Raw genomic sequence first — 24,320 nt, 5'->3', positions numbered from 1 at the left:
TAGTTATTGCTGACTAACTTTCTCGGGCAAAAAAAGGGGCGCGAACGCCCCCGCGGATCACGCCGCCCCGACGACGACCCCCTCGGGCCCCTCGGGCTCTTCGGACCCCTGGGACTCCTCGGGCCCCTCGGACCCCTTCTCGGGCTCCCCCTCCACGGGGTGGATGCCCTCCCAGATGCGGTGCCCGGCCGGGAACCCCATGGCGGAGAGGGTGTTGATGAGCATCCCGAGGGCCATGAAGGAGGTGACCCCCTTCACGTCGCCGCCGAGCGGCACCGCGACGGTGTCCCACAGCTCCAGCCAGCCGGCCCGGACGAGCTCGCCGAGTTCGTGGTCCCCGGCGGCCTCGGCCGCGGCGACGGTGACGTACATCTGGAGCTGCATCTGGAGCACGTGCGGGTCTTCGGCGATCAGCCGCGTGTAGGCGCCGGCCATCGCGTCCAGGGCCTCTTCCCCCTCCAGCCCCTCGGCGGCGCCGGCGAAGGCCTCGCGGGTGGTCTCCATGCAGCGCGCGGCGGCCGCGAGGAAGATCGCCTGCTTGCCGGGGAAGAGCCGGAAGAGGTAGGGCTGGGAGACGCCGACGCGCTTGGCGATCGCCTCGGTGGAGGTCCCGTGGTACCCACCGCGCGCGAACTCCCGGACCGCCGCCCGGATGACGCTCTCGCGCCGCTCCTCCGCACTCATCCTTGCCATACGACGAAGTTAGTACGCACTCACTAACTACGTCAAGGAGGTGGGGCCGCCCCGATCGGCGGGGACCCCGTACCCACGGGGTCCCCCCGTCCGGCCGCCCCGGGCGGCGCGGCGGACCGCTCAGGCGAGCCGGACCACCGCACGGGACATGCCGAGGACCTTCTGGCCCGCGCTCATGGCCACCAGGTCCACCCGCACCTTGTTGTCGTCCAGCTTGGCGGCGACCTTCGCGGAGACCTCGATGCGCGCGCCCTCGTCGTCGTTGGGGACGACCACCGGCTTGGTGAAGCGGACGCCGTACTCGACGACCGCGCCCGGGTCGCCCGCCCAGTCGGTCACCACGCGGATCGCCTCGGCCATGGTGAACATGCCGTGCGCGATCACGTCCGGCAGCCCGACCTCCTTGGCGAACTTCTCGTTCCAGTGGATCGGGTTGAAGTCACCCGAGGCACCGGCGTAGCGGACGAGGGTGGCGCGCGTCACGGGGAAGGACTGCGCCGGCAGCTCGGTGCCGACCTCGACGTCGGCGTACTGGATCTGCGCGGTCATCTCAGGCCTCCTCGGGGGCGCGGGAAACGAGCTTGGTCCACGCCGTGACAACGTGCTCGCCGGATTCGTCGTGGACCTCACCGCGGATGTCGACGATGTCGTTGCCCGCGAGGGACTTCACGGCCTCGATGGTGGAGGTGACGGTGAGCCGGTCGCCGGCCCGCACGGGGCGGACGTAGGAGAACTTCTGGTCCCCGTGCACCACGCGGCTGTAGTCCAGACCCAGCTGCGGGTCCTCGATGACCTGGCCCGCGGCCGCGAACGTGATCGCGAACACGAAAGTCGGCGGAGCGATCACATCCTGGTGACCGAGCGCCTTGGCGGCTTCGGGGTCGGTGTAGGCGGGATTCCCGTCACCCACCGCGACCGCGAATTCGCGGATCTTCTCCCGGCCGACCTCGTACGGCTCGGTGGGCGGGTAGGTCCGCCCCACGAAGGTCTGGTCGAGGGCCATGGCTCACTACCTCCTGTTGAAGGGACACGAAAGATCCCGGTCCGGAAACGACACAAGGCCGCCCCCCAATGAAGGGGACGACCTCATGACGGTGCCTATATTCGAGACTTCGCCAGGATCAGCGGGTCTCGCGGTGCGCGGTGTGCGAGTTGCAGCGCGGGCAGTGCTTCTTCATCTCCATGCGGTCCGGGTTGTTACGCCGGTTCTTCTTGGTGATGTAGTTCCGCTCCTTGCACTCCACGCAGGCCAGCGTGATCTTCGGGCGGACGTCGGTGGCAGCCACGTGAGTGCTCCTTGACGGACTATGGGACGGATGAACGCATAAAAGAGTAGCCGATCGGGAGACCGACCCCGCAATCGGCTACTGTGGGTAGCGGCGACCGGACTTGAACCGGTGACACAGCGATTATGAGCCGCTTGCTCTACCGACTGAGCTACGCCGCTTTGATGAGATCCGTTCCCCACCCGAGGGTGGGGAACCTCTCTCACCAGAGCCCCAATGCGGAATCGAACCGCAGACCTTCTCCTTACCATGGAGACGCTCTACCGACTGAGCTATTGGGGCGAGCGAGGAAGACATTACACGGTTGCCGGCCGATCGCCCAAATCCTTTGCGGGGACTGGCCTCGGAAGAGGTCCGGCCGGGATTTCGATCAACGCCCGGAGGGCTTCCGGGCCGTTTTTCGGCCCGTTTGTGGCCGGGGTCACAGCCCGCGCCCGCGCGGGCGCGCCCGGCGGCGCGTGCGGCGGTGTGCCCGGCGGCGCGTGCGCGGGCCCGTCCGGCGGCGCGGGCCCGTCCGACGGCACGGACACGGGCGCGGGCGCCGGGACCGCACGGGACCCACGACCCCCGGGCACACACCGGTACGACTATTGCGCCCTTCCGCGAACCGAAGACCCCCGCGCCCTAGGCTCTGAGCACGCTGCGTGATCTTGGGCCGCAGGCCGCGGCCACGGCACAGGAACCGCCCGAGCCCCCGCAGGAGCGCGATGTCCGACAGCCAGCCGCAGCAGCCGCCGCCCCCGTCCTCGCGGAACCAGGCCGGGGCCGGCGGGCCCGCCCGGAACCCGGCCCGTCCGCCCCTCGGCACCCCCGGCCCCGAGGGCACCGGCCTGCTCCTGACCGGGGCCCGGCTGACCGACGGGCGGACCGTCGACGTCCGCATCGGCGCCGGGCGCATCCAGGCCGTCGGCACGGCGGGCAGCCTCCCCGCGCCCGCCCTGGCCCGGGTCGACCTGCGCGGGTACCTGCTCCTGCCCGCCCCCGCCGAACCGCACGCCCACGGGGACACCGCCCTGACCGCCGACGCCGAGGGGCCCGTCTCGTACGCCCCCGAGGAGGTGCAGCGCCGCGCCACCGAGGCCGCGCTGCTCCAGCTCGGCCACGGGGCGACGGCCGTCCGCTCCCACGTGCGCATCGGCGACGTCCACGGGCTCGGCCCGCTGGAGGCCGTGCTCCAGGCCCGCCGCTCCCTGCGCGGGCTGGCCGACCTGACCGCCGTGGCCGTGCCCCGACTGCTGACGGGGGCCGCCGGCGCCGACGGGCTCGCCATGCTGCGCGACGCCGTCAAGATGGGCGCCTGCGTGATCGGCGGCTGCCCCGACCTGGACCCCGACCCGACGGGCTTCCTCGAAGCGGTCCTGGAACTGGCCGACGAACACGGCTGCCCCGTCGACCTCCACACGGACGGTGACGACCCGGGCCGCCTCGCCCGGCTGGCCGCGATGGCCGGGGGGCTGCGGCCCGGCGTGACCATCGGCCCCTGCGGCGGTCTGTCGCGCCTCCCCCTGGACGTCGCCGCCCGCACGGCCGACCGGCTCGCCGCGGCCGGCGTACGGGTCACCTGCCTGCCCCAGGGCGACTGCGCGGCCCTGGAACGCCGCGGCCTGCGCACCGCCCCCGTCCGCCTGCTGCGCTCCGCCGGGGTCCGGGTCGCCGCGGGCAGCGGGGCGTTGCGGGACGCCGGCAACCCGGTGGGCCGGGGCGATCCGCTCGAAGCCGCGTACCTGCTGGCCTCCCAGGGCGGGCTGCGGCCGATGGAGGCCTACGAGGCCGTCAGCGCCCACGCCCGCGAGGCCATGGCGCTGCCCGAGGTCCGGGTGGAGGCCGGGTTCCCGGCGGAGCTGCTGGCCGTGCGCGGGGAGCGGATCGCGGGGGTGCTCTCCCTGGCGTACAGCCGGATCGTGATCCACCGGGGGCGCGTCGTAGCCCGGACGAGTGCCGTACGGGAGTACTGCGACTCGGCCGTGGCGGTCGCCCTGGACCTGCCCAGGCAGGGCCGTGTGGAGCCCGGGCCCTGATCCCGCCCCGGTGCGCGGGCGCACCATCGCGGGCGTGGGCGGCCGGCTCGTCGTACGGTCGGGACATGCGCATCGTCATCGCTGGTGGACACGGTCGGATCGCGCTGCGGCTGGAGCGGCTGCTCTCCGCGCGCGGGTACGAGGTCGCGGGGATCATCCGCGACCCGGAGCAGGGCGACGACCTGCGGGAGGCGGGCGCCGAACCGGTGCTGTGCGACCTGGAGTCGGCTTCCGTCGAGCACGTGGCGGGCATCCTCCAGGGCGCGGACGTGGTGGTGTTCGCCGCCGGCGCCGGTCCCGGCAGCGGGGCCGCGCGCAAGGACACCGTGGACCGGGCCGCGGCGGTGCTGTTCGCCGACGCCGCCGAACGGGCCCGCGTGCGCCGCTTCCTGATGGTCTCCACGATGGGCTCGGACGCCCGCCGCGAGGGCGACGAGGTCTTCGACGTGTACCTGCGGGCCAAGGGCGAGGCGGACGACCACCTGCGCACCCGGCTGGGCCTGGAGTGGACGATCCTGCGGCCGGGGACGCTGACCGACGACGCCGGCCGGGGCCTGGTGCGCCTGGAGGCGCACGCCGGTCGGGGCCCGGTGACCCGTGACGACGTCGCGGCGGTGCTGGCGGAGCTGGTGGAGACGCCGGCGACGGCGGGCCTGACGCTGGAGCTCGTCCAGGGCTCCACGCCGGTGTCGGTGGCGGTGAAGGACATGGCGGGCAACTGAGGGGCCGACCGGGCCGGGGACGACGATCCCGGCCCCGGGCGTCGGGCGGGCGACGGACGGGCGTGGGACGGGCGCTGAGCCCGGCTCAGAACTCCGCTTCCAGCTTGTCGTCGGAGCGTCCGACGGACTCCTGGTGGAAGCGCCTCTCGTAGGCCCTGCGGATCGCCTCGACGTGCGCCCCGCGCTCCTCGGCCTCCTGCTCCGGGTAGTGGAGCACGACCTCGTACGCGCTCTCGCGGGCGAGCGCGCCCCGCGCGTCGCGCCATTGGCCGTGCCCCTCGTGGAAGGTGAACCCCTCGGGGAACGCGGGGGTGACCTCGCCGTCGAGGAACCGGGTGAACTCCGCCGGGGTGACGGGGCCCGCGGCGCCCGGGCGCTTTGTGCCGAAGTAGAGCCGGGTCTCGCGGTAGGGCTCCCCGACGTGGCTGTCCAGCGCCGCCCCCACCAGGGCCGGGATCCCGGCGCCGAGCAGGGCCATCAGGACGCCGCCGCCGACCTTCCCCCGTGTGTCCGATGTCCATGTCACGCCCCGTGAACGACGGGCCGCGCCCATCGGTGCGCGGGAGGCGCCCGATAGGGTCACGAGGATCGGCCACCGGGGGGTGGCCGTCGTCGTACGGAGGGGTGGGGGCGGGTCATGGGAGACGGAAACCGGCAGGTCGGCGCGGTGGAGGGCGGGCGGCTCGCGGCCCGGTGGTGGAAGTGGGCGCTGTCGGCGCCGCTCGACCAGAGCCCGGTGGCCGACACGACGGGCGCGCACGCGGGGTGGCGGCAGCCGGAGGACGTGTGGTTCCTCGCGGGCACCTACGGCGGGCGGGTGGTGCGCCGGTGCGGCATCCCGGCGGGCCGTCCGCTGTTCTTCCCGGTGCTGAACACGCAGCGTCCGGCCGTGCCGTTCGTGACGAAGCCGTGGCGGATGGAGGTGACCCGGGCGTCGGCGGCGCTGAACAGCTCTCCGCTGGACGTGGCCGAGTTCTCCTCGCCGCTGTTCGGGGCGGTGGGGATACCCCGGATCGCGTGGGGTCTGTGGTGCGTGGTGGAGCCCCTCCCGGCGGGCCAGTTCGTCCTGGAGATCGACGCCTCGGCCACGAACGGGTTCTGGGTGGACACGACCTACCACCTGACGGTCACCGCCCCGTAGCGTCCGGCTCGCGGCGCCCGCTCCTACGCAGGGGCGAGCGCGGCGGCGAACCCTCGCGGCGGGGGTCGGAAAACGAAGAAACCCCCGGTCACCGCGTTTCCGCAGATGAACGGGGGTTCCACTCGCGTGGCGGCGCCAGGGTTCGAACCTGGGTAGGCTGAGCCGGCAGATTTACAGTCTGCTCCCTTTGGCCACTCGGGCACACCGCCAAGAGACGCTGCCATTTTTTCCGCCTTGCGGCGGCGCTCCCTGGCAACGACGTAAACGATACCCGATGTGCGGGGGTGGTTCGCCACCGGATTGATCTGCGCCGCACGTGGGCGTGGTGGCTAGGCTTTGCGGAGCGGGCCGGGGATGTCCGGCCGCGCCCTTCGGGGCACACCACAGCCGACTTCAAGGAGCCACAGCACATGGCCGACTCCAGTTTCGACATCGTCTCGAAGGTCGAGCGGCAGGAGGTCGACAACGCCCTCAACCAGACCGCCAAGGAACTCTCGCAGCGCTACGACTTCAAGGGCACGGGCGCCACGATCGCCTGGTCCGGCGAGAAGATCCTCATGGAGGCCGTCTCCGAGGAGCGCGTCAAGGCGGTCCTCGACGTGTTCGAGACCAAGCTGGTCAAGCGCGGTATCTCGCTGAAGGCGCTCGACGCCGGCGAGCCCCAGCTGTCCGGCAAGGAGTACAAGATCTTCGCCTCCATCGAGGAGGGCATCTCCCAGGAGAACGCCAAGAAGGTCGCCAAGATCATCCGCGATGAGGGTCCCAAGGGCGTCAAGGCCCAGGTCCAGGGCGAGGAGCTGCGCGTCAGCTCCAAGAGCCGTGACGACCTCCAGGCCGTCCAGGCCCTCCTCAAGGGCAAGGAGCTGGACTTCGCGATCCAGTTCGTGAACTACCGCTGATCATCACGATCGCGTTCGTCTCCGTCTGACCCGAGGGGCACAACGGGGGCAGACCGCCGGGTTCGCCCGGCGGCCGCCCGCGTTGTGCCCTTCGTCGTCGGCACCCGCCGGATCTGTGCGGTCGCGAACGCGCGGGGCGGATGCTTGCCGGTGCAACGGGCGCCCCTCGGGATGACCGCGGAGGGGCGACCGGGGCGTCCGGGGCCTCAGCGGGTGGCGAAGGGGGCGTCCGTCGGGACGATCTCGCGGCCCAGGGGCAGCAGGGAGAGCGGCACCATCTTGAAGTTGGCGATGCCGAACGGGATGCCGATGATCGTGACGCAGAGCAGGACGCCCGTGACGACGTGGCCGATGGCCAGCCACCAGCCCGCGAGGATCAGCCACAGGACGTTGCCGACGCAGGAGCCGGCGCCCGCGTCGCGGCGCTCGACGGTGGTGTACCCGAAGGGCCACAGGGCGTAGACGGCGATGCGGAAGGCCGCGATGCCGAAGGGGATGCCGATGATGGTGATGCAGAGCAGGACGCCGGCCAGGCAGTAGCCGAGGAACAGCCAGATCCCGCTGAGCACGAGCCATATGACGTTGAGGATGGTTTTCACCGGCTGTGTCCTGCCATCTGTTCGAGCCGGGCGATGCGCTCGGCCATCGGGGGGTGGGTCGAGAACATCTTCGAGAGTCCGGCCCCGGGGCGGAAGGGGTTGGCGATCATCATGTGGCTCGCCGTCTCCAGGCGGGGCTCGGGGGGCAGCGGGAGCTGCTTGGTGCCCGCGTCGAGCTTGCGCAGGGCGCTGGCCAGGGCGAGGGGGTCGCCGGTGAGCTGGGCACCGGAGGCGTCGGCCTCGTACTCCCGGGAGCGGCTGATGGCGAGCTGGATCACGGAGGCGGCGATCGGGCCGAGGAGCATGATCAGCAGCATGCCGAGCAGGCCGGGGCCCTCGTCGTCGTTGGAGCGGCCGATGGGGATCAGCCAGGCGAAGTTCACCAGGAACATGATCACGGAGGCGAGGGCGCCGGCGACCGACGAGATCAGGATGTCGCGGTTGTAGACGTGGCTGAGCTCGTGGCCGATGACCCCGCGCAGCTCGCGCTCGTCGAGGATGCGCAGGATGCCCTCGGTGCAGCAGACCGCCGCGTTGCGCGGGTTGCGGCCGGTCGCGAAGGCGTTGGGCGCCTCGGTCGGGGAGATGTAGAGGCGCGGCATGGGCCGGCGCGCGGAGGTGGAGAGCTCGCGCACCATCCGGTAGAGCTCGGGTGCCTCGAACTCGCTGACGGGGCGGGCGCGCATCGCGCGTAGAGCGAGCTTGTCGCTGTTCCAGTACGCGTACGCGTTCGTCCCGAGGGCGACGAGGACGGCGACGATGAGGCCGGTCCGTCCGAAGAAGCTTCCGATGACGATGATGAGTGCGGACATCCCGCCGAGGAGTACGGCGGTCTTCAGCCCGTTGTGCCGGCGGTGCACGGTACGCCCTCCAAGTGGTGCGGTGGGAGAACCCCGTGACGGATACCGGGGCCTTCGGTCCAGTGGACCCTCCCTTCCTGGTCAACGCGAGGTGGAGGTGTCTGGTTCCCGGCCGCCGGGGGCCGCCCCGGGGCACCGGGCGGCCCGGCGGGCCCCGGCGGGGGCGCGCGGGAGGGGCCGGCGCGGCGGCGGTGGCCGTTGGGCCGTTCGGGTGGGTACGCGCGAAGGCACCCGTACGCGTCCTCGTACGGGTGCCTTCGCGGACGGGCGGGGTGCGGGCGGCCCTACTGCGGGAAGAGGCTGCCGGCGGCGAAGCGCAGGACGAGCTGCGGGGCCCCCGAGAGGACCACGGCGGTCGCGGCGGTGACGGCGATGGCCACCACGACGGGGCGGGGCGCCCGGGCCGGTGCGGGGGCCTCCCGGTCGGCGGGCTCCGGCGCGTCCGCGTCCGGGTCCGGGCCGCGGAAGAGGAGCGCCGTCCAGCGCAGGTAGTAGTACAGGGCGACGACGACGTTGACGGCCATGACCACGGCGAGCCAGCCGAGGCCGGCGTCCACCGCGGAGCGGAAGACGGCGACCTTGGCGAAGAGGCCGACGATGCCCGGCGGCAGCCCGGCCAGGCACAGCAGGAAGAAGGCCAGGGACAGCGCGGCGAGGGGCCGCTCGGCGTACAGGCCGCGGTAGTCGGCGATGCGCTGGAGGGGCTTCGTACGGGCCACCAGGGCGGCCACGGCGAAGGCGCCGAGGTTCACGACGGCGTACATGAGGGCGTAGGCGACGGTCGCGCCGATCTGGTCGCGGTCGGAGTACGCGGCGGCGGCGATCGGGACCAGCAGGTAGCCGGCCTGGCCGACGGAGGACCAGGCGAGGAGGCGTACGGCGCCGTCGCGGCGGGCGGCGGACTGGCGCAGGGCGGCCGCGTTGCCGAGGGTCATGGTGAGCGCGGCGAGGACGGCCAGGGCGGGGCCCCAGATGTCGGAGTACGCCGGGAAGGCGATCACGGTGACGAGGACGAGGCCGGTGAAGCCGACGGCCTTGCCGATCACCGAGAGGTAGGCGGCGACGGGCAGCGGGGCGCCGACGTAGGTGTCCGGGACCCAGAAGTGGAAGGGCACGGCGGCGGTCTTGAAGGCGAAGCCGACGAGGGTGAGGGCGACGCCCGCCATGGCGAGGGTGTCGAGCTGTCCGGGGACCTCTTCGAGCCGGTCGGCGACCTGCGTCAGGTGCAGGGAGCCGGTGGCGGCGTAGACGAAGCTGACTCCGAGCAGGGACACGGCGGTCGCGGTGACCGAGGACAGGAAGAACTTGAGGGCGGCCTCGGAGGAGAGCCGGTCGCCGCGCCGCATGCCGACGAGGGCGAACGCGGGCAGGGAGGCGACCTCCAGGGCGACGATCAGGGTGGCGAGGTCGCGGGAGGCGGGCAGCAGGGCCGCGCCGGCGGCCGAGGACAGCAGCAGGAACCAGTACTCGCCGGCCGGCATCCGCGCGTCGCGGACGGCGGTGACCGACAGCAGGGCGGTGACCAGCGCGCCGGCCAGGACGAGGAACTGGACGACGAGCGCGAAGTGGTCGGCGGTGTAGCTGCACGCGGTCGGGTCGCCGGTGAGGCAGAACGTGGTGCGCTCGCCCGTGCGCAGCGGCAGCAGCAGGGCGGTCGCGGCGGCCAGTCCGGCCACCGACACCCAGCCGAGGAGGCGCTTGCGCGGCTCGGGCAGGAACAGGTCCGCGACGAGCACGACCAGGGCGACGGCGGCGGTGACGACCACGGGCGCGATGGCGAGCCAGTCGACGGACTGCACGAGGTTCGGGGCCGAGGGCGCCGCGACGGTGAGGGCCGTCATGAGTTGCCTCCTGCGAGGAGCTTCTGGACGGCCGGGTCGGTGAGGCCGAGGAGGACCGCGGGCCACAGGCCGGCGAGGACGGTGAGGGCGACGAGGGGGGTCCAGGCGGCGAACTCGTAGCGCTGGACGTCGGCGAGGGAGACCTCGGGGCCCGCCTTCGGGTCGCCCATGCAGACGCGCCGTACGACGATCAGCAGGTAGGCGGCGGTGAGCAGGGTCCCGAACGCGCCGACGGCCATGTACGTGAGGAACGCGGGCCGGGAGAGGCCCTCGGCCGGGTCGAACGCGCCGAACAGGGCCAGCATCTCGCCCCAGAACCCGGCGAGGCCGGGCAGGCCGAGGGAGGCGACGGCGGCGAAGGCGAGGAGGGCGCCGAGGCGGGGGGCGCGGCCGTAGAGGGCGGCGCCGGTCGCTCCGGCGAGGGTGTCGAGGTCGCTGCTGCCGTAGCGGTCCTTGAGGGCGCCGACCAGGAAGAAGAGGAGTCCGGTGATCAGGCCGTGGGCGATGTTCGCGAAGAGCGCGCCGTTGACCCCGGTGGGGGTCATGGTGGCGATGCCGAGCAGGACGAAGCCCATGTGGCCGACGGAGGAGTAGGCGATGAGCCGCTTGAGGTCGCCCTTGCCGCCCTTGCGGGTGAGGGCGAGGCAGGCGAAGGACCCGTAGACGATGCCGACGGCGGCGAAGGCCCCGAGGTAGGGGGCGAAGGTGTGCATGCCGTCGGGGGTGACGGGCAGCAGGATGCGGACGAAGCCGTAGGTGCCCATCTTCAGCATGACGCCCGCGAGGAGCACGGAGCCGACGGTGGGGGCGGCGGTGTGGGCGTCCGGCAGCCAGCTGTGCAGCGGCCACATCGGGGTCTTCACGGCGAGTCCGACGCCGATGGCGAGGACGGCCAGGAGCTGGGTGGTGTGGGACAGCTCGCGGCCGTTGTCGGCGGCGAGCGCCACCATGTCGAAGGTGCCGCCGTTCAGGCCGATGAGCAGCAGGCCGAGCAGCATGACCACGGAGCCGAGCAGGGTGTAGAGGATGAACCTCCAGGCGGCGGCCTGCCGCTGGGCACCGCCCCAGCGGGCGATGAGGAAGTACATCGGGATGAGGACCATCTCGAACGCGAGGAAGAACAGCATCAGGTCGAGGACGGCGAAGGTGGCGAGGGTGCCGGACTCCAGGACCAGGAGCAGGGCGACGAACGCCTTCGCGGAGGGGCCCTCGGGGAGCCTGAAGTAGCTGTAGAGCGCGCAGAGGAAGAACAGCAGCGCGGTCATCAGCAGCAGGGGCAGCGAGATGCCGTCGACGCCGAGGTGGATGCGGATGTCGAGCGCCGGGATCCAGCTGACGTCCGTCGTCGCCTGGAAGCGGGACGGGGCGTCGTGGTCGAAGCCGACGGTGAGGGCGACGGCCGCGGCGAGGATGACGCCGGTGACGGTCACGCCGTGGCGGAGCACCGCCTGTTCGGGGCTCCTGCCCTTGAGGCCGGGCGGGGCCGGCAGGAGGGCGGCGACGGCCCCGAGGAGGGGTGCGGCCACGACGAACGCCAGGAGGAACTGCATCACGGACGGGCTGATATCAATCACGGCTGACTCACGGCTCACGATCCGGCGTTGACGTTGGCGAATACGGCGGTGGCGATCGCCAGGACCACGGCGCCGGCGAGCAGGGCGCTCAGGTAGCTCTGCACGTTGCCGGTCTGGGCCCGGCGGACGAGGCCGCCGAGCAGCCGGGGGCCGGCGCCCGCGCCGCGGACGTACGTCTCGACGACCTCGCGGTCGAGGAAGCGGACCAGTGCGGCGGCGGCCCGGGTGGGGCGGACGAACAGCCGGTCGTAGAGGGCGTCGACGTGGAAGCCGGCGGCGGCGTGCCGGTGCAGGGGGCCCAGCAGGGCGAAGCCGGGGTCGGCGACGGGGCCGGTCGGGGCGGCGGGGTGCTCGTGCGTCACCTCGGCGACCTCCGGGGTCTCGGCGGCGGAGCGGGCGGCGGCCGCGGAGGCGGTGGCGCCGGTCTCGATGCCGGTCCCGGTGCGGGCGCCGGCGGCGGCCCGGACGGCGGCGCGCTGCCACAGGCCGTAGGTGAGGAGCACGCCGACGAGGGCGGCGCCGGTGCCGAGCAGCGAGGTGGTGACGGTCGGGGTGAGGGGCTCGCCGTCGAACCAGTCGGCGAGGGGGCCGGCGGCGAGGCCGAAGCCGAGCGTCGGGACGGCCAGGAGCCACAGCACGCCGGTCATGGCGAGGGGTTCGCGGCCGTGGTCGGGGGCGGCGGCGCCCCGGCCGCGGAAGGCCATGAGCCACAGCCGGGTGGCGTAGGCGGCGGTGAGCAGGGCCGCGAGGACGCCGGAGACGAGGACGGTCCAGCCTGCGGCGCCCGGGGCGAGGGCGGAGTGGCCGGCGGCGGCTTCCTCGGCGGCGACCAGGACGGCCTCCTTGGAGAAGAAGCCGGCGAAGGGCGGGATCGCGGCGAGCGCGAGCAGCGCGAGGGTCATCGTCCAGAAGGCGTCGGGGACGCGCTTGGCCAGGCCGTCCATGCGGGACATGGCGGCGAGGGAGTTCGTCCCGGCGGCGTGGATGATCACGCCGGCGCCGAGGAAGAGGAGGGCCTTGAACGCGCCGTGGGACAGCAGGTGGAAGACGGCGGCGCCGCGGTCGGCGACGGCGAGCGCGCCGGTCATGTAGCCGAGCTGGCCGACGGTGGAGTAGGCGAGCACCCGCTTGACGTCGTCCTGCGCGAGGGCGGCGAGACCGGAGCCGATCATCGTGACGGCGGCCATGACGGCCATGACGACGAGGGCGGCGCGCGAGGCCGCGAAGACCGGCAGGAGGCGGGCGATGAAGTAGACGCCGGCGGCGACCATCGTCGCCGCGTGGATGAGCGCGGAGACGGGGGTGGGGCCGGCCATGGCGTCGGGCAGCCAGGTGTGGAGCGGGAACTGCGCGGACTTGCCCGCGACGCCGGCCAGCAGCAGGAGCGCGATCAGCGTCGGGTGGTCGAGTCCGCCGGCGGCGACGGTGTCCAGGATCTCGGTGATCCGGAAGGAGCCGGCGTCGGCGGCGAGCGCGAAGAGTCCGATGAGGAAGGGGACGTCGCCGAGCTTGGTGACGAGGAAGGCCTTCAGGGAGGCGGAGCGGGCCGCTTCGGTCTCCCAGTAGTGGCCGACCAGGAAGTACGAGCAGATGCCCATGATCTCCCAGCCGACCAGCAGCACCATCAGGTCGCCGGAGTAGACGACGAGCAGCATGGCGGAGGTGAACAGGGAGACCAGCGCGGCGTAGGACGGGTAGCGCGGGTCCTCGCGGAGGTAGGCCGTCGAGTACAGCTGGACGCAGGTGGCGACGACGCCGACGAGGGCGGCGACCAGGACGGCGAAGCCGTCGATGTGGAAGGCCAGCTCGATGGGGACGGAGCCGGTCGGGGTCAGTTCGGTCGCGGCGTCGATGGCCGCGCCCCCGCCCTGGCGGACGGCGACGAGGACGGCGAGGACGGCGGCGGCCAGGACCGGCAGGACCGCCAGGGGGCGGACGAAGCCGGGCGCGGTGCGGCCGAGGAGCAGGCCGGCCACGGCCCCGAGGAAGGGCAGCAGGGGGACGAGGACCGCGAGGGTCGTGGTGCTCACGCGGCGACCTCCGGCCGGGCAGTGGTCTGGTCGGGCTCGTGGCCCTCGGCGGTGTCGCGCAGGCGGTCGACGTCCGAGGTGCCCCGGTTGCGGTACACCATCAGCACGATGGCGAGGCCGATGCCGATCTCGGCGGCGGCGATGGCGATGGTGAAGAGGGTGAGGGCCTGGCCGGCGTGCAGGGTGTCGCGCAGCCAGACGTCGAAGGCCACCAGGTTGAGGTTGACGGCGTTGAGCATCAGCTCGACGGACATCAGGACCAGGATGGCGTTGCGGCGGGCCAGGACCCCGTAGAGGCCGGTGGCGAAGAGCAGGGCCGCCAGGACGGCGGGGTAGGCGAGGTGCATCAGCGCGGCCCCTTCAGGTCGCCGGAGCGGGCGGCGGCGTCGGCGGCGTCCTCGGCGGGGGTGTTCCTGCGGGAGAGCACGATGGCGCCGATCAGGGCCGCGAGGAGCAGCACGGACAGCGCCTCGAAGGGCAGCACCCAGTGCTGGAAGAGCATCTCGCCGGTGACCTTGGTGGAGCCCTGGGCGGGTCCGTCGAGGTCGATCCAGGTGGTGCGGAAGGCGTCGACGACGACCCAGACGAGCGACAGTCCGGCGACGACGGCCACGCCGAGGGCCACCCACCGGTTGCCGGAGTCGGCGTCCGGGGAGCGGCCGATGGGGGCCTTGGTGAGCATCAGTCCGAACAGGAGCAGGACGACCACGGAGCCCAGGTAGATCAGCACCTGGACCCAGGCGATGAACTCGGCGGTCAGCAGCAGGTACTCGACGGCGATCCCGCCGAGCGCGACGACCAGCCACAGGGCGGCGTGCACGAGCTGCCGGGTGGTGACGGTGATGACGGCGGCGCCGAGGGTGGCGAGGCCGACGAGGAGGAAGGCGATCTCGACGCCGGTCGGGGAGAGGAATCCGGGACCGGTGCCCGCCGTCGCGGCGAGGTGGTGGACGGGGTGCATCAGGCGTCGTCTCCCGCCGGGGTGTCGCCGGCGGCACTCGCCCCGGTGTCGGCGGCGGCAGCGGCCGCTGCCGCGGCGGCCGTCTCGGCCTTCTCCACGGCCTTGCGGGCGGCGGCGATCTCCTTGGGTTCCTCGGCGGCCGGGTCCAGGGCGGGCGGGGCCGGCACGGTCCACATCCACTCGCGCAGCTTGTCGCGCTCGTGGGTCAGCTCGTGGATGTCGGTCTCCGCGTACTCGAACTCCGGCGACCAGAAGAGGGCGTCGAAGGGGCACACCTCGATGCAGATGCCGCAGTACATGCAGAGGGAGAAGTCGATGGCGAAGCGGTCCAGCACGTTGCGGCTGCGTTCGCGACCGCCGGGGGTGGCGGCGGGCACCGTCTCCTTGTGGGAGTCGATGTAGATGCACCAGTCGGGGCACTCGCGGGCGCACAGCATGCAGACCGTGCAGTTCTCCTCGAACAGGCCGATGACCCCGCGGGTGCGGGGCGGGAGCTCGGGCTGCACCTCGGGGTACTGGGCGGTGTGGGCCCGCCGGGTCATGGTGCGCAGGGTGACGGCCAGGCCCTTGGCCAGGCCGGAACCAGGGATCGGGGGCATTACTGGATCGCCACCTTCACGATGCCGGTCAGCGCGATCTGGGCGAGCGCGAGGGGGATGAGTACGGTCCAGGCGAGCTTCTGGAGCTGGTCCTCGCGCAGGCGGGGGTAGCTCACGCGCAGCCAGATGACCACGAAGGCCAGGACCGCGATCTTCAGGAGGGTCCAGACCCAGGCGAGGTCGTCACCGCCGAAGGGACCGTGCCAGCCGCCGAGGAACAGGACGGTGGTCAGGGCGCACAGGACGACGATGCCGGCGTACTCGGCGAGCAGGAACAGCGCGAAGCGCAGGCCGGTGTACTCGGTGTACGCGCCGAAGATGATCTCGGAGTCGGCGACGGGCATGTCGAACGGGGGCCGCTGGAGCTCGGCGAGGCCGGCGGTGAAGAAGACCAGCGCGCCGACGATCTGCCAGGGCAGCCACCACCACTCGAACGCCTCGACGATGCCGGGCAGGGACACGGTCCCGGCGGCCATCGCCACGGAGGCCGCGGTGAGCAGCATCGGCAGCTCGTAGGCGAGCAGCTGGGCGGCCGTGCGCAGGCCGCCGAGCAGGGAGAACTTGTTCGCGGAGGCCCAGCCGCCCATGAGGCTGCCGAGGACGCCGACGCCCATGACGGCGAGCGCGAAGAACAGACCGGCGTCGATGACCTGGCCGACGGCTCCCTCGCCCGGGCCGATGGGGATGGCGAGGAGGACGAGGAGGTAGGGCAGGAGCGCGACGGCGGGGGCGAGCTGGAAGATCCGCCGGTCGGCCTCGGCCGGGACGATGTCCTCCTTCTGCGCGAACTTCACGCCGTCGGCGACGAGCTGGGCCCAGCCGTGGAAGCCGCCCGCGTACATGGGGCCGAGGCGGCCCTGCATGTGCGCCATCACCTTGTGCTCGGCCTGCCCGACGACGAGCGGGAACACGAGGAAGACGGCGAAGACGACGATCAGTCGCAGGGCGACGTCGAGGACGTCGTTCACGCGTCGCCTCCGGTGGTGTCGGGTTCGGTCTTCGGGTCGGTCTCGGTGTCGGGCGCCGGGGCGGGCTTCGGCTCGGGCTTCGGCTTCGGCTCGCTTCCGGGGGCGGAGGCGGCGTCGGGCCCGGGCGTCGGGTCCGGGGGCGCGGCCGGGGCCTCCTCGAAGGCGGGGGTCGGGTTGTGCCAGGGCGCGTCGGCGCTGCGCGGCGCGGTCCGTCGGGGCGCGGGCGCCTCGGGCCCGCCGGCCGGGTCCGCCGGAGCGGTCGGGGCCGTCGGCTGCGTCGGGGTCGCGGGGGTCGCGGCCTGACTGGCCGAACCCTCCGACACCGACCGGCTGCGCCGCACCGGACGCGCCGGGGCCTCGCCGGCGGGGGCCGCGCCCTCGGCCGGAGCCGCGGCGGCCTGACTGGCCGAACCCTCCGACACCGACCGGCTGCGCCGCACCGGACGCGCGGGGGCCTCGCCGGGGGCACCGCCCGCCGCCGCGTCGGGGCGGGGGCGTCGGGCCGGACGTTCACCGGCCGCGGCTCCCGCGGCGGCCCGCGGGGTGCGGGCCGGGCGGGCGGGGGCCGGCGGGAGCTGGCCCTTGAGGGGGCCCCAGTCGTTCGGGTCCGGTACGCCCGGCGGCAGCATCTGCCGGCGCTTGGGGGCGTCGGGGTCGTGCGCCTCGCCCGGCTCCTTGGCGCCGGGCCAGGCCTTGGCGACACGGGCGGCGAGGACGAAGTCCTTGCGCAGCGGGTGCCCCTCGAAGTTCGCGGGGAGCAGCAGGGGGACGAGGTTCGGGTGGTCGGTGAAGGTCACGCCGAACATCTCGAAGGTCTCCCGCTCGTGCCACTCGGCCCCCGCGTACACGGAGACGGCGGACGGCAGGGAGGGGGCGCCGTGCGGGACGGTGGTGCGCAGCAGGAGGCGGCGTACACGCCGGTTCTCCAGGGCGACGACGTGCGCGCAGATCCGGAATCCGGTGCCGGGCTCGTCGACGGCGCTGAGCCAGTCGAAGTAGGTGCAGCCCAGCTTGTCGCGGGCGATCTCCAGCGCGGGGATCCAGGATCCGACGGGGACGTCGACCGTCAGGACGTCGTACGCGAAGCTGCCGACGGCTTCGGCTCCGAAGACCGTCGGCGCCCCGTCGGGGAGGGTGTCGTAGAGGTTCACGCGCCGGCTCCCGGGAGGGCGGCCGGGGGTGCGACCAGACCGCTGGTGAGCTGGGAAACGGAAGGCGTGGCCGCGTACCGCTCCGCGAGGGACTCTCGAGCGATCTTCTCCTGCAGTTTGAGGATTCCCTGGAGGAGGGCCTCGGGGCGCGGCGGGCAGCCGGGCACGTAGACGTCCACGGGGATGATCTGGTCGACGCCCTTGGTGACCGAGTACGAGTCCCAGTAGGGGCCGCCGCAGTTGGAGCAGGCGCCGAAGGAGATGACGTACTTCGGCTCGGGCATCTGCTCGTAGAGCCGCTTGACGGCCGGGGCCATCTTGTCCGTCACCGTGCCCGAGACGATCATCAGGTCGGCCTGGCGCGGTCCCGGTGCGAAGGGGATCACGCCGAGGCGGATGAAGTCGTGCCGGGCCATGGAGGCGGCGATGAACTCGATCGCGCAGCAGGCGAGCCCGAAGTTGAAGACCCACAGGCTGTAGCGGCGGCCCCAGTTCAGGACCACCTTCATCGGCTCGGGGGCGAGCCGCGAGAGCACTCCCAGGCGCTTGGGTTCGGGGAGGAGCACGGGCTGCGCGGCTGCCGCGGCGGGCTGTGCCGTCGCCGCGGACGGGGGTGTCACGTCCATTCGAGGACGCCCTTCTTGTACGCGTAGAGCAGGCCGACGGCCAGGAACCCGAGGAAGACGAACATCTCCACGAGGGTCGTGGCGCCGTAACCGGCGGCGGCGAACACCGTCGCCCACGGGAAGAGGAAGATCGAGTCGACGGCGAAGATGACGTAGAGGAAGGCGTACACGTAGTAGCGGACCTGGGTGTGCGCCCAGCCCTCGCCCACGGGGTCCACGCCGCATTCGTACGTCAGCAGCTTCTCGGGGGTCGGCACGACGGGCCGCAGCAGGCGGCCGGCGCCGAAGGCCACGGCGACGAAGAGCACGCCGAGGACCGCGAGCAGGCCGACGACCGAATAGCTCCGGAAGTAGTCCGCGGCGATCACGGTCACGGTCGATACCGTTGGGTCGGACACGTCCGTTCCTCGCTCCTCGGCCACTGTCGACGATCGGGGTCGATCGTGTTGGTTGATCCGGTACGGACGGGAGTCTAGGGCCTGGTCCGCACGGGGTGGGGTTATCCCCCGTTCACTGGCGCCTGGCCACCCCATGGCATCGCCGGAGCGGAATTGGCAGGCTGGGCCGCATGACCGTGAACGATCAAGCCGATGCCCCTCCTCCCGTGCGACCCGTGCTCGACCGGGCCACGTGGAAGGAGATCGCGTACCTCTTCGGCAATCTGCCGGAGGCGCTGATCGGTTTTGTTTACACCATTTTCATGCTGGCGACCGCCGGAGGCCTGTCCGTGACCGCGGTCGGGCTGCCCCTGCTCGCCTGTGGCCTGTGGGGTTCGCGGCAGTTCGGCCGGCTGGCCCGCGCCCGCGCGCGGGCGCTGCTGGGACTGCGGGTGGCGGAGCCCTCGCCGCTGCCCGGACCGGGCCGGGCCGGGGGGTTCTTCCCCTGGCTGTGGACGTGCCTGAAGGACCCGGTGGCCTGGCGGACGGTGCTGTACGGCGTGGTCCGGCTGCCCTGGGGGGTGCTGACCTTCACCGTCACGTTGACGAGCCTGTTCGTGCTGTGGCCCGTACTGCCCTACGTGGTGCGCGGGCTCGCGAACCTCGACCGGGCGATGGTGCGGGGCCTGCTGTTCCCCTCGGACGAGCTGGAGCGGCGGATCGCCGAGCTGGAGTCGGGGCGCGGGGTGGTCGTGGACACGGCAGCCGCCGACCTGCGGCGCATCGAGCGGGACCTGCACGACGGGGCCCAGGCCCGGCTGGTGGCGCTCGCGATGGGGCTGGGCCTGGCGAAGGAGAAGCTGCTGGAGGACCCGGAGGGGGCTGCGGCCATGGTGGACGAGGCCCACAGCGAGGTGAAGCTCGCCCTGCGGGAGCTGCGGGACCTCGCGCGCGGCATCCACCCGGCGGTCCTCACCGACCGGGGGCTGGACGCGGCGCTGTCCTCGGTGGCCTCGCGGTGCCTGGTGCCGGTGAAGGTGTCGGTGGACCTGCCGGCCCGGCCGGCGGAGGCCATCGAGGGGATCGCCTACTTCGTGGTGTCGGAGCTGCTCCAGAACGTCAGCAAGCACGCGGGGGCGCGCGGCGCGACGGTCGAGGTGTGGCGCTCGGGGCGGCGGATCCTGCTGCGGGTCGGCGACGACGGCCGGGGCGGGGCCCTGCTGTCCGGCGGTACGGGACTGGCGGGGCTGGCGGAGCGGCTGCGGGCGGTGGACGGGGTGCTCACGGTGGACTCCCCGGAGGGGGAGGGCACGGTCGTGTCGGCAGAGCTGCCGTGGCGCGACCGCGCGTAGGCGGGGCAGGCACCGGGCGCGGGGCCGGGCGCGGGCGGGGCGGGGTGGGGTTAACCCCCGGGCGCGCAGACCGACCCGCCGCATGGTGGCGGCGTAGGGCCGGGCGGCAGGGTTGGTGGCGTAGGGACGGACGCGAAGAGGGCGGGTCGGGATCATGGGTGAGGGCAAGGGGATCACGTCGGTGCTGCGGGCACCCGTGGCGGCGCGGACCTGGCGGGAGTTCGGCTACCTGCTGATCGGCCTGCCGCTGAGCGGGGTCTACTTCTGCCTCGCCGTGACCGGGGTGAGCGTGGGCGCCGGGCTGCTGATCACCTTCGTCGGGGTGCCGGTGCTGTTCGGCGTACTGGCGATGTGCCGGGGCTTCGGGCACGTGGAGCGGGCCCGGACGCGGAGCCTGCTGGGGGTCGCGGTGGCGACCCCGGCGCCGGTCGGGGCCGGGAAGTCGGGGGCGATGGCCACGATGGGAGCGATGCTGCGGAGCGGGAGCGCCTGGCGGCACGTGCTGTACTCGGTGGTCCACTTCCCGTGGGCGGTGTTCACCTTCTCGCTGGCCCTGACGCTGTGGGCCACCGGGTGGGCGAGCCTGCTGTACCCGCTGTACTTCTGGGTCTTCCCGGCCTTCACGAACCAGCCGGGCCTCCAGCTGTTCCAGAACGGCGACTACTCCTTCTACCTGGACGCCCCGCTGAGCATCGCCGGGACCTGTCTGATGGGCGCCGCCCTCACCCTCGCCACCCCGTGGGTGATCCGTGCGCTGACCTCGGTGGACCGGCTGCTGGTGACCTCGCTGCTGGGGCCGTCGCGGCTGGACAGCCGGGTGCGGGAGCTGGAGTCCGACCGGGGCGTGGTCGTGGACACGGCCGCCGCCGACCTGCGGCGCATCGAGCGGGACCTGCACGACGGGGCCCAGGCCCGACTGGTGGCGCTGGCCATGGACCTGGGGCTGGCGAAGGAGAAGATGACGGAGGACCCGCGGGCCGCCTCCCGGATGGTGGACGAGGCGCACGGCGAGGTGAAGCTCGCCCTGCGGGAGCTGCGGGACCTGGCGCGCGGCATCCACCCGGCGGTCCTCACCGACCGGGGGCTGGACGCGGCACTGTCCTCGGTGGCCTCGCGGTGCGTCGTTCCGGTGAAGGTGTCGGTGGACCTGCCGGCCCGGCCGGCGGCCGCTATCGAGGGGATCGCCTACTTCACCGTCTCGGAGCTGCTCCAGAACGTCAGCAAGCACGCCCGGGCCCGGACCGCGAGCGTGGACGTGTGGCGCTCCGGCGGGCGGCTGCTGATCCAGGTCGCCGACGACGGCCGGGGCGGGGCCGATCCGGCCGGCGGCAGCGGTCTGGCGGGGCTGACGGAGCGGCTGGACGCGGTCGACGGCGTCCTGCTGGTGGACTCCCCCGCCGGCGCGGGCACGACGGTGACGGCCGAGCTGCCCTGGCGCGACTGACCTCCGGCGGGGCCGCCGCGCCCCGAAAAGCGCCCCGACGCTCCTCGGACATCCGAAACTCGCTCCGACCACCCACGTGTTGGCCGGGACTGCGCCTCCACCGCGCGTCGAGCTGGGATGCTTGGCTCTGCCAGGCACGACCCGCCGCCGAGCGGGTCGCGCACGACGAGTGGACGGGGAGCTGCTGAACGTGGAAGACAGGGTGCGGGTGGTCATCGCCGAGGACTCGGTGTTGCTCCGTGAGGGCCTGACCCGGCTGCTGACCGACCGGGGGCATGACGTCGTGGCGGGCGTCGGGGACGCGGAAGCCCTGATCAAGACGGTGGCGGACCTGGCGGCGGAGGACCTGCTGCCCGACGTGGTGGTGGCCGACGTACGGATGCCCCCGACGCACACGGACGAGGGCGTACGGGCGGCCGTCCGGCTGCGGCGCGATCACCCCGGCATAGGCGTGCTCGTGCTGTCGCAGTACGTGGAGGAGCAGTACGCCACCGAACTGCTGGCCGGATCCACCACCGGGGTGGGGTATCTGCTGAAGGACCGCGTGGCCGAGGTCCGGGAGTTCCTGGACGCCGTGGTGCGCGTGGCGCGGGGCGGTACGGCGCTGGACCCGGAGGTCGTGGCCCAGCTGCTCGGGCGCAGCCGGAAGCAGGACGTGCTGGCCGGTCTGACGCCGCGCGAGCGCGAGGTGCTGGGCCTGATGGCCGAGGGGCGCACGAACTCGGCGGTCGCCAAGCAGCTCGTGGTGAGCGACGGGGCGGTGGAGAAGCACGTCAGCAACATCTTCATGAAGCTGGGGCTGTCCCCGAGTGACGGGGATCACCGGCGTGTACTGGCGGTCCTCACCTATCTGAAGTCCTGATCGACTGACACTCTGTCAGGTAGGGCCCGTCGGGCAAGGCGCGGTGGTCACCTTCGGGGTGACCACCGGGGGGTTTGGAAGTTTCCGTGTAGAGCACGACGTCTGTCGGACAGACCGCCCCTTGGACGGGCGGTCCAGAATGCGGGCGGCCCAGGGACGAACATCCTCGCGGACGTAGGGTTGGCCTTGGGAACGAGCGCCCACGCCTCGAAGGAGGTCCAGTTCAGTGACCAGCCAGGTCAGTACTCCGGCCGAGCAGGCCGATGGGGCCGGAGGGTCCATCGGTGAGCAGCGCACCGCGCCCCAGCCGGGTGGAGCCGACAAGGAAATCCGCCGCGTCGACCGTGTGATCATCCGTTTCGCGGGTGACTCGGGTGACGGCATGCAGCTGACGGGTGACCGTTTCACCTCGGAGACGGCGTCCTTCGGCAACGACCTCTCGACGCTCCCGAACTTCCCCGCCGAGATCCGCGCCCCCGCCGGAACCCTGCCGGGCGTGTCCTCGTTCCAGCTGCACTTCGCCGACCACGACATCCTCACCCCCGGCGACGCGCCGAACGTGCTGGTGGCGATGAACCCGGCCGCCCTGAAGGCCAACATCGCCGACGTCCCGCGCGGCGCGGAGATCATCGTCAACACCGACGAGTTCACCAAGCGCCCCATGGCCAAGGTCGGCTACGCCACCTCGCCCCTGGAAGACGGGTCGCTGGACGCCTACAACCTGCACCCGGTCCCGCTGACCACCCTCACGGTGGAGGCGCTGAAGGACTTCGGGCTCTCCCGCAAGGAGGCCGAGCGCAGCAAGAACATGTTCGCGCTGGGCCTGCTGTCGTGGATGTACCACCGTCCGACGGAGGGTACGGAGAGCTTCCTGCGGCAGAAGTTCGCGAAGAAGCCCGAGATCGCCGAGGCGAACATCGTCGCCTTCCGCGCCGGCTGGAACTTCGGCGAGACCACCGAGGACTTCGCCGTCTCCTACGAGGTCGCCCCGGCCACCCGGGCCTTCCCCACCGGCACCTACCGCAACATCTCCGGGAACCTGGCCCTGTCCTACGGTCTGATCGCCGCCGCCCAGCAGGCGGACCTCCCGCTCTACCTGGGCTCGTACCCGATCACCCCGGCCTCGGACATCCTGCACGAGCTGAGCCGGCACAAGAACTTCGGCGTACGGACCTTCCAGGCCGAGGACGAGATCGCCGGGATCGGCGCGGCCCTGGGAGCGGCCTTCGGCGGCGCCCTCGCGGTCACCACCACCTCGGGGCCCGGTGTGGCCCTGAAGTCCGAGACCATCGGCCTGGCCGTCTCCCTGGAGCTGCCGCTGCTGATCGTCGACATCCAGCGCGGCGGCCCCTCCACCGGCCTGCCGACCAAGACCGAGCAGGCCGACCTCCTCCAGGCCATGTACGGCCGCAACGGAGAAGCCCCCGTCCCGATCGTGGCCCCCCGCACCGCCGCGGACTGCTTCGACGCCGCCCTGGACGCGGCCCGGATCGCCCTGACCTACCGGACCCCGGTCTTCCTGCTCTCCGACGGCTACCTCGCCAACGGTTCCGAGCCCTGGCGCATCCCGGACGTGGAGGACCTGCCGGACCTCAAGGTGCAGTTCGCGTCGGGTCCCAACCACACGCTGGCCGACGGCACCGAGGTGTTCTGGCCCTACAAGCGCGACGCGCAGACCCTGGCCCGTCCGTGGGCGGTGCCCGGCACCCCCGGCCTCGAACACCGCATCGGCGGCATCGAGAAGCAGGACGGCACCGGAAACATCTCCTACGACCCCGCCAACCACGACTTCATGGTCCGCACCCGCCAGGCCAAGATCGACGGCATCGAGGTCCCCGACCTCCAGGTCGACGACCCCGACGGCGCCCGCACCCTCGTCCTGGGGTGGGGATCGACGTACGGCCCGATCACGGCGGCGGTCCGCCGGCTGCGCGCGGCGGGGGAGGCCATCGCCCAGGCCCACCTGCGCCACCTCAACCCCTTCCCGAGGAATCTGGGGGAGGTCCTGGAGCGTTACGACAAGGTAGTGGTGCCCGAGATGAACCTCGGACAGCTCGCCACCTTGATCCGGGCGAAGTACCTGGTGGACGCGCGGTCGTACAACCAGGTGAACGGCATGCCCTTCAAGGCGGAGCAGCTCGCGACGGTTCTCAAGGAGGCCATCAATGACTGAGGTGACGGACGCTCCCACCCTGCTCTCCCTGGTCCCCAAGGCCGAGGCGAAGCAGTCCATGAAGGACTTCAAGTCGGATCAGGAGGTCCGCTGGTGCCCGGGCTGCGGTGACTACGCCGTCCTGGCCGCCGTCCAGGGCTTCAT

General features: G+C 72.6%; 25 protein-coding genes, 3 tRNA genes and 1 pseudogene. 9 read left to right on the top strand and 20 right to left on the bottom strand.

Annotated features, from left to right (window positions below):
• Nucleotides 1-57: 57 nt before the first annotated feature.
• From AB0D01_RS28225 to AB0D01_RS28200, 6 genes are all read right to left on the bottom strand, one after another.
• Complete coding sequence (locus tag AB0D01_RS28225; protein WP_363060074.1) at nucleotides 58-693, bottom strand: TetR/AcrR family transcriptional regulator; 636 nt, start codon at nucleotides 691-693, stop codon at nucleotides 58-60.
• A gap of 120 nt (nucleotides 694-813) precedes the next feature.
• A complete protein-coding gene (locus AB0D01_RS28220) occupies nucleotides 814-1,242 on the bottom strand; it encodes a MaoC family dehydratase (protein ID WP_363060072.1) in 429 nt (142 codons plus the stop codon).
• Between the two features lies 1 nt (nucleotide 1,243).
• Nucleotides 1,244-1,696, bottom strand: a complete 453-nt coding sequence (locus AB0D01_RS28215; RefSeq protein ID WP_363060070.1) for a MaoC family dehydratase N-terminal domain-containing protein — start codon at nucleotides 1,694-1,696, stop codon at nucleotides 1,244-1,246.
• A gap of 118 nt (nucleotides 1,697-1,814) precedes the next feature.
• Nucleotides 1,815-1,979 (bottom strand): 50S ribosomal protein L33, encoded by a 165-nt coding sequence (gene rpmG / locus AB0D01_RS28210; protein ID WP_007265873.1) that lies wholly within the window; start codon nucleotides 1,977-1,979, stop codon nucleotides 1,815-1,817.
• Nucleotides 1,980-2,067: 88 nt separating this feature from the next.
• Nucleotides 2,068-2,140: transfer RNA gene (locus tag AB0D01_RS28205), tRNA-Met, on the bottom strand.
• A 48-nt stretch (nucleotides 2,141-2,188) separates the two neighbouring features.
• A tRNA-Thr gene (locus AB0D01_RS28200) sits at nucleotides 2,189-2,261 on the bottom strand.
• A gap of 425 nt (nucleotides 2,262-2,686) precedes the next feature.
• On the opposite strand from AB0D01_RS28200, the gene AB0D01_RS28195 reads away from it, so the two are divergent.
• Both AB0D01_RS28195 and AB0D01_RS28190 read left to right on the top strand, forming a co-directional pair.
• A complete protein-coding gene (locus AB0D01_RS28195; protein WP_363060068.1) occupies nucleotides 2,687-3,997 on the top strand; it encodes an amidohydrolase family protein in 1,311 nt (436 codons plus the stop codon).
• A 65-nt stretch (nucleotides 3,998-4,062) separates the two neighbouring features.
• Nucleotides 4,063-4,719 carry an SDR family oxidoreductase gene (locus AB0D01_RS28190; RefSeq protein ID WP_363060066.1) on the top strand — a complete coding sequence of 219 codons (657 nt, stop codon included), beginning with the start codon at nucleotides 4,063-4,065 and terminating at the stop codon, nucleotides 4,717-4,719.
• An 85-nt stretch (nucleotides 4,720-4,804) separates the two neighbouring features.
• On the opposite strand, the gene AB0D01_RS28185 is transcribed toward AB0D01_RS28190, so the two are convergent.
• Nucleotides 4,805-5,245 (bottom strand): DUF3574 domain-containing protein, encoded by a 441-nt coding sequence (locus tag AB0D01_RS28185; protein ID WP_363060064.1) that lies wholly within the window; start codon nucleotides 5,243-5,245, stop codon nucleotides 4,805-4,807.
• A 111-nt stretch (nucleotides 5,246-5,356) separates the two neighbouring features.
• Here AB0D01_RS28185 and AB0D01_RS28180 point away from each other — a divergent pair, with 111 nt between their 5' ends.
• Nucleotides 5,357-5,860: a hypothetical protein gene (locus AB0D01_RS28180; RefSeq protein WP_363060062.1), complete on the top strand. Its 504-nt coding sequence runs from the start codon at nucleotides 5,357-5,359 to the stop codon at nucleotides 5,858-5,860.
• 127 nt (nucleotides 5,861-5,987) lie between these two features.
• On the opposite strand, the gene AB0D01_RS28175 is transcribed toward AB0D01_RS28180, so the two are convergent.
• A tRNA-Tyr gene (locus tag AB0D01_RS28175) sits at nucleotides 5,988-6,069 on the bottom strand.
• A gap of 201 nt (nucleotides 6,070-6,270) precedes the next feature.
• On the opposite strand from AB0D01_RS28175, the gene AB0D01_RS28170 reads away from it, so the two are divergent.
• Nucleotides 6,271-6,759 carry a YajQ family cyclic di-GMP-binding protein gene (locus AB0D01_RS28170; protein ID WP_363060060.1) on the top strand — a complete coding sequence of 163 codons (489 nt, stop codon included), beginning with the start codon at nucleotides 6,271-6,273 and terminating at the stop codon, nucleotides 6,757-6,759.
• Between the two features lie 206 nt (nucleotides 6,760-6,965).
• Here AB0D01_RS28170 and AB0D01_RS28165 read toward each other — a convergent pair whose 3' ends face one another.
• From AB0D01_RS28165 to AB0D01_RS28110, 12 genes are all read right to left on the bottom strand, one after another.
• Nucleotides 6,966-7,358 (bottom strand): YccF domain-containing protein, encoded by a 393-nt coding sequence (locus tag AB0D01_RS28165; protein WP_363060058.1) that lies wholly within the window; start codon nucleotides 7,356-7,358, stop codon nucleotides 6,966-6,968.
• On the bottom strand, nucleotides 7,355-8,218 hold the full coding sequence (gene htpX, locus AB0D01_RS28160) for a zinc metalloprotease HtpX (protein ID WP_363060056.1): 864 nt from the start codon (nucleotides 8,216-8,218) through the stop codon (nucleotides 7,355-7,357). Before htpX ends, AB0D01_RS28165 begins: the two co-directional genes overlap by 4 nt.
• Before the next feature lie 284 nt (nucleotides 8,219-8,502).
• Nucleotides 8,503-10,059: an NADH-quinone oxidoreductase subunit N gene (locus AB0D01_RS28155; RefSeq protein WP_363060054.1), complete on the bottom strand. Its 1,557-nt coding sequence runs from the start codon at nucleotides 10,057-10,059 to the stop codon at nucleotides 8,503-8,505.
• Nucleotides 10,056-11,609 carry an NADH-quinone oxidoreductase subunit M gene (locus AB0D01_RS28150; RefSeq protein ID WP_363060219.1) on the bottom strand — a complete coding sequence of 518 codons (1,554 nt, stop codon included), beginning with the start codon at nucleotides 11,607-11,609 and terminating at the stop codon, nucleotides 10,056-10,058. Before AB0D01_RS28150 ends, AB0D01_RS28155 begins: the two co-directional genes overlap by 4 nt.
• A gap of 38 nt (nucleotides 11,610-11,647) precedes the next feature.
• Nucleotides 11,648-13,663, bottom strand: a complete 2,016-nt coding sequence (locus AB0D01_RS28145; RefSeq protein WP_363060052.1) for an NADH-quinone oxidoreductase subunit L — start codon at nucleotides 13,661-13,663, stop codon at nucleotides 11,648-11,650.
• Complete coding sequence (gene nuoK / locus AB0D01_RS28140) at nucleotides 13,660-14,010, bottom strand: NADH-quinone oxidoreductase subunit NuoK (RefSeq protein WP_363060050.1); 351 nt, start codon at nucleotides 14,008-14,010, stop codon at nucleotides 13,660-13,662. Before nuoK ends, AB0D01_RS28145 begins: the two co-directional genes overlap by 4 nt.
• Nucleotides 14,010-14,624, bottom strand: coding sequence for an NADH-quinone oxidoreductase subunit J (locus tag AB0D01_RS28135; RefSeq protein WP_363060048.1), 615 nt, complete (start codon nucleotides 14,622-14,624; stop codon nucleotides 14,010-14,012). Before AB0D01_RS28135 ends, nuoK begins: the two co-directional genes overlap by 1 nt.
• Nucleotides 14,624-15,223: an NADH-quinone oxidoreductase subunit I gene (locus AB0D01_RS28130; RefSeq protein ID WP_363060046.1), complete on the bottom strand. Its 600-nt coding sequence runs from the start codon at nucleotides 15,221-15,223 to the stop codon at nucleotides 14,624-14,626. The genes AB0D01_RS28135 and AB0D01_RS28130 overlap by 1 nt, the downstream gene beginning before the upstream one ends.
• Complete coding sequence (locus AB0D01_RS28125; RefSeq protein WP_363060044.1) at nucleotides 15,223-16,191, bottom strand: complex I subunit 1 family protein; 969 nt, start codon at nucleotides 16,189-16,191, stop codon at nucleotides 15,223-15,225. The genes AB0D01_RS28130 and AB0D01_RS28125 overlap by 1 nt, the downstream gene beginning before the upstream one ends.
• On the bottom strand, nucleotides 16,188-17,342 hold the full coding sequence (locus tag AB0D01_RS28120; protein WP_363060042.1) for an NADH-quinone oxidoreductase subunit C: 1,155 nt from the start codon (nucleotides 17,340-17,342) through the stop codon (nucleotides 16,188-16,190). The genes AB0D01_RS28125 and AB0D01_RS28120 overlap by 4 nt, the downstream gene beginning before the upstream one ends.
• Nucleotides 17,339-17,968, bottom strand: coding sequence for an NADH-quinone oxidoreductase subunit B family protein (locus AB0D01_RS28115; RefSeq protein WP_363060040.1), 630 nt, complete (start codon nucleotides 17,966-17,968; stop codon nucleotides 17,339-17,341). Before AB0D01_RS28115 ends, AB0D01_RS28120 begins: the two co-directional genes overlap by 4 nt.
• Complete coding sequence (locus AB0D01_RS28110; RefSeq protein ID WP_363060038.1) at nucleotides 17,959-18,366, bottom strand: NADH-quinone oxidoreductase subunit A; 408 nt, start codon at nucleotides 18,364-18,366, stop codon at nucleotides 17,959-17,961. Before AB0D01_RS28110 ends, AB0D01_RS28115 begins: the two co-directional genes overlap by 10 nt.
• A 170-nt stretch (nucleotides 18,367-18,536) precedes the next feature.
• Here AB0D01_RS28110 and AB0D01_RS28105 point away from each other — a divergent pair, with 170 nt between their 5' ends.
• The 5 genes and pseudogenes from AB0D01_RS28105 to AB0D01_RS28085 form a co-directional block, all read left to right on the top strand.
• Nucleotides 18,537-19,697: a sensor domain-containing protein gene (locus AB0D01_RS28105; protein ID WP_363060036.1), complete on the top strand. Its 1,161-nt coding sequence runs from the start codon at nucleotides 18,537-18,539 to the stop codon at nucleotides 19,695-19,697.
• A 154-nt stretch (nucleotides 19,698-19,851) separates the two neighbouring features.
• Nucleotides 19,852-21,141, top strand: a complete 1,290-nt coding sequence (locus tag AB0D01_RS28100; RefSeq protein WP_363060034.1) for a sensor domain-containing protein — start codon at nucleotides 19,852-19,854, stop codon at nucleotides 21,139-21,141.
• A 202-nt stretch (nucleotides 21,142-21,343) separates the two neighbouring features.
• A complete protein-coding gene (locus AB0D01_RS28095; protein WP_363060217.1) occupies nucleotides 21,344-22,003 on the top strand; it encodes a response regulator transcription factor in 660 nt (219 codons plus the stop codon).
• A 226-nt stretch (nucleotides 22,004-22,229) separates the two neighbouring features.
• Nucleotides 22,230-24,176 (top strand): 2-oxoacid:acceptor oxidoreductase subunit alpha, encoded by a 1,947-nt coding sequence (locus AB0D01_RS28090; RefSeq protein WP_363060032.1) that lies wholly within the window; start codon nucleotides 22,230-22,232, stop codon nucleotides 24,174-24,176.
• Nucleotides 24,169-24,320: pseudogene (locus tag AB0D01_RS28085) on the top strand (2-oxoacid:ferredoxin oxidoreductase subunit beta); the annotation flags it as partial. The gene AB0D01_RS28090 and the pseudogene AB0D01_RS28085, both read left to right, overlap by 8 nt.

The sequence above is a fragment of the Streptomyces sp. NPDC048606 genome (assembly GCF_040650855.1).
GTDB lineage: Bacteria > Actinomycetota > Actinomycetes > Streptomycetales > Streptomycetaceae > Streptomyces.
This window is presented reverse-complemented; position numbering and strand designations above follow the sequence as displayed.

What these genes read in the sequence shown, in the direction of transcription:
- AB0D01_RS28115 (WP_363060040.1), bottom strand. Translation starts at nt 17,968, where the DNA reads ATGGACGTGACACCCCCGTCCGCGGCGACGGCACAGCCCGCCGCGGCA.
- AB0D01_RS28100 (WP_363060034.1), top strand. Translation starts at nt 19,852, where the DNA reads ATGGGTGAGGGCAAGGGGATCACGTCGGTGCTGCGGGCACCCGTGGCG.
- AB0D01_RS28155 (WP_363060054.1), bottom strand. Translation starts at nt 10,059, where the DNA reads ATGACGGCCCTCACCGTCGCGGCGCCCTCGGCCCCGAACCTCGTGCAG.
- AB0D01_RS28225 (WP_363060074.1), bottom strand. Translation starts at nt 693, where the DNA reads ATGGCAAGGATGAGTGCGGAGGAGCGGCGCGAGAGCGTCATCCGGGCG.
- AB0D01_RS28195 (WP_363060068.1), top strand. Translation starts at nt 2,687, where the DNA reads ATGTCCGACAGCCAGCCGCAGCAGCCGCCGCCCCCGTCCTCGCGGAAC.
- AB0D01_RS28215 (WP_363060070.1), bottom strand. Translation starts at nt 1,696, where the DNA reads ATGGCCCTCGACCAGACCTTCGTGGGGCGGACCTACCCGCCCACCGAG.
- nuoK (WP_363060050.1), bottom strand. Translation starts at nt 14,010, where the DNA reads ATGCACCTCGCCTACCCCGCCGTCCTGGCGGCCCTGCTCTTCGCCACC.
- AB0D01_RS28105 (WP_363060036.1), top strand. Translation starts at nt 18,537, where the DNA reads ATGACCGTGAACGATCAAGCCGATGCCCCTCCTCCCGTGCGACCCGTG.
- AB0D01_RS28150 (WP_363060219.1), bottom strand. Translation starts at nt 11,609, where the DNA reads ATGCAGTTCCTCCTGGCGTTCGTCGTGGCCGCACCCCTCCTCGGGGCC.
- AB0D01_RS28135 (WP_363060048.1), bottom strand. Translation starts at nt 14,624, where the DNA reads ATGCACCCCGTCCACCACCTCGCCGCGACGGCGGGCACCGGTCCCGGA.
- AB0D01_RS28190 (WP_363060066.1), top strand. Translation starts at nt 4,063, where the DNA reads ATGCGCATCGTCATCGCTGGTGGACACGGTCGGATCGCGCTGCGGCTG.
- AB0D01_RS28220 (WP_363060072.1), bottom strand. Translation starts at nt 1,242, where the DNA reads ATGACCGCGCAGATCCAGTACGCCGACGTCGAGGTCGGCACCGAGCTG.
- AB0D01_RS28170 (WP_363060060.1), top strand. Translation starts at nt 6,271, where the DNA reads ATGGCCGACTCCAGTTTCGACATCGTCTCGAAGGTCGAGCGGCAGGAG.
- AB0D01_RS28180 (WP_363060062.1), top strand. Translation starts at nt 5,357, where the DNA reads ATGGGAGACGGAAACCGGCAGGTCGGCGCGGTGGAGGGCGGGCGGCTC.
- AB0D01_RS28130 (WP_363060046.1), bottom strand. Translation starts at nt 15,223, where the DNA reads ATGCCCCCGATCCCTGGTTCCGGCCTGGCCAAGGGCCTGGCCGTCACC.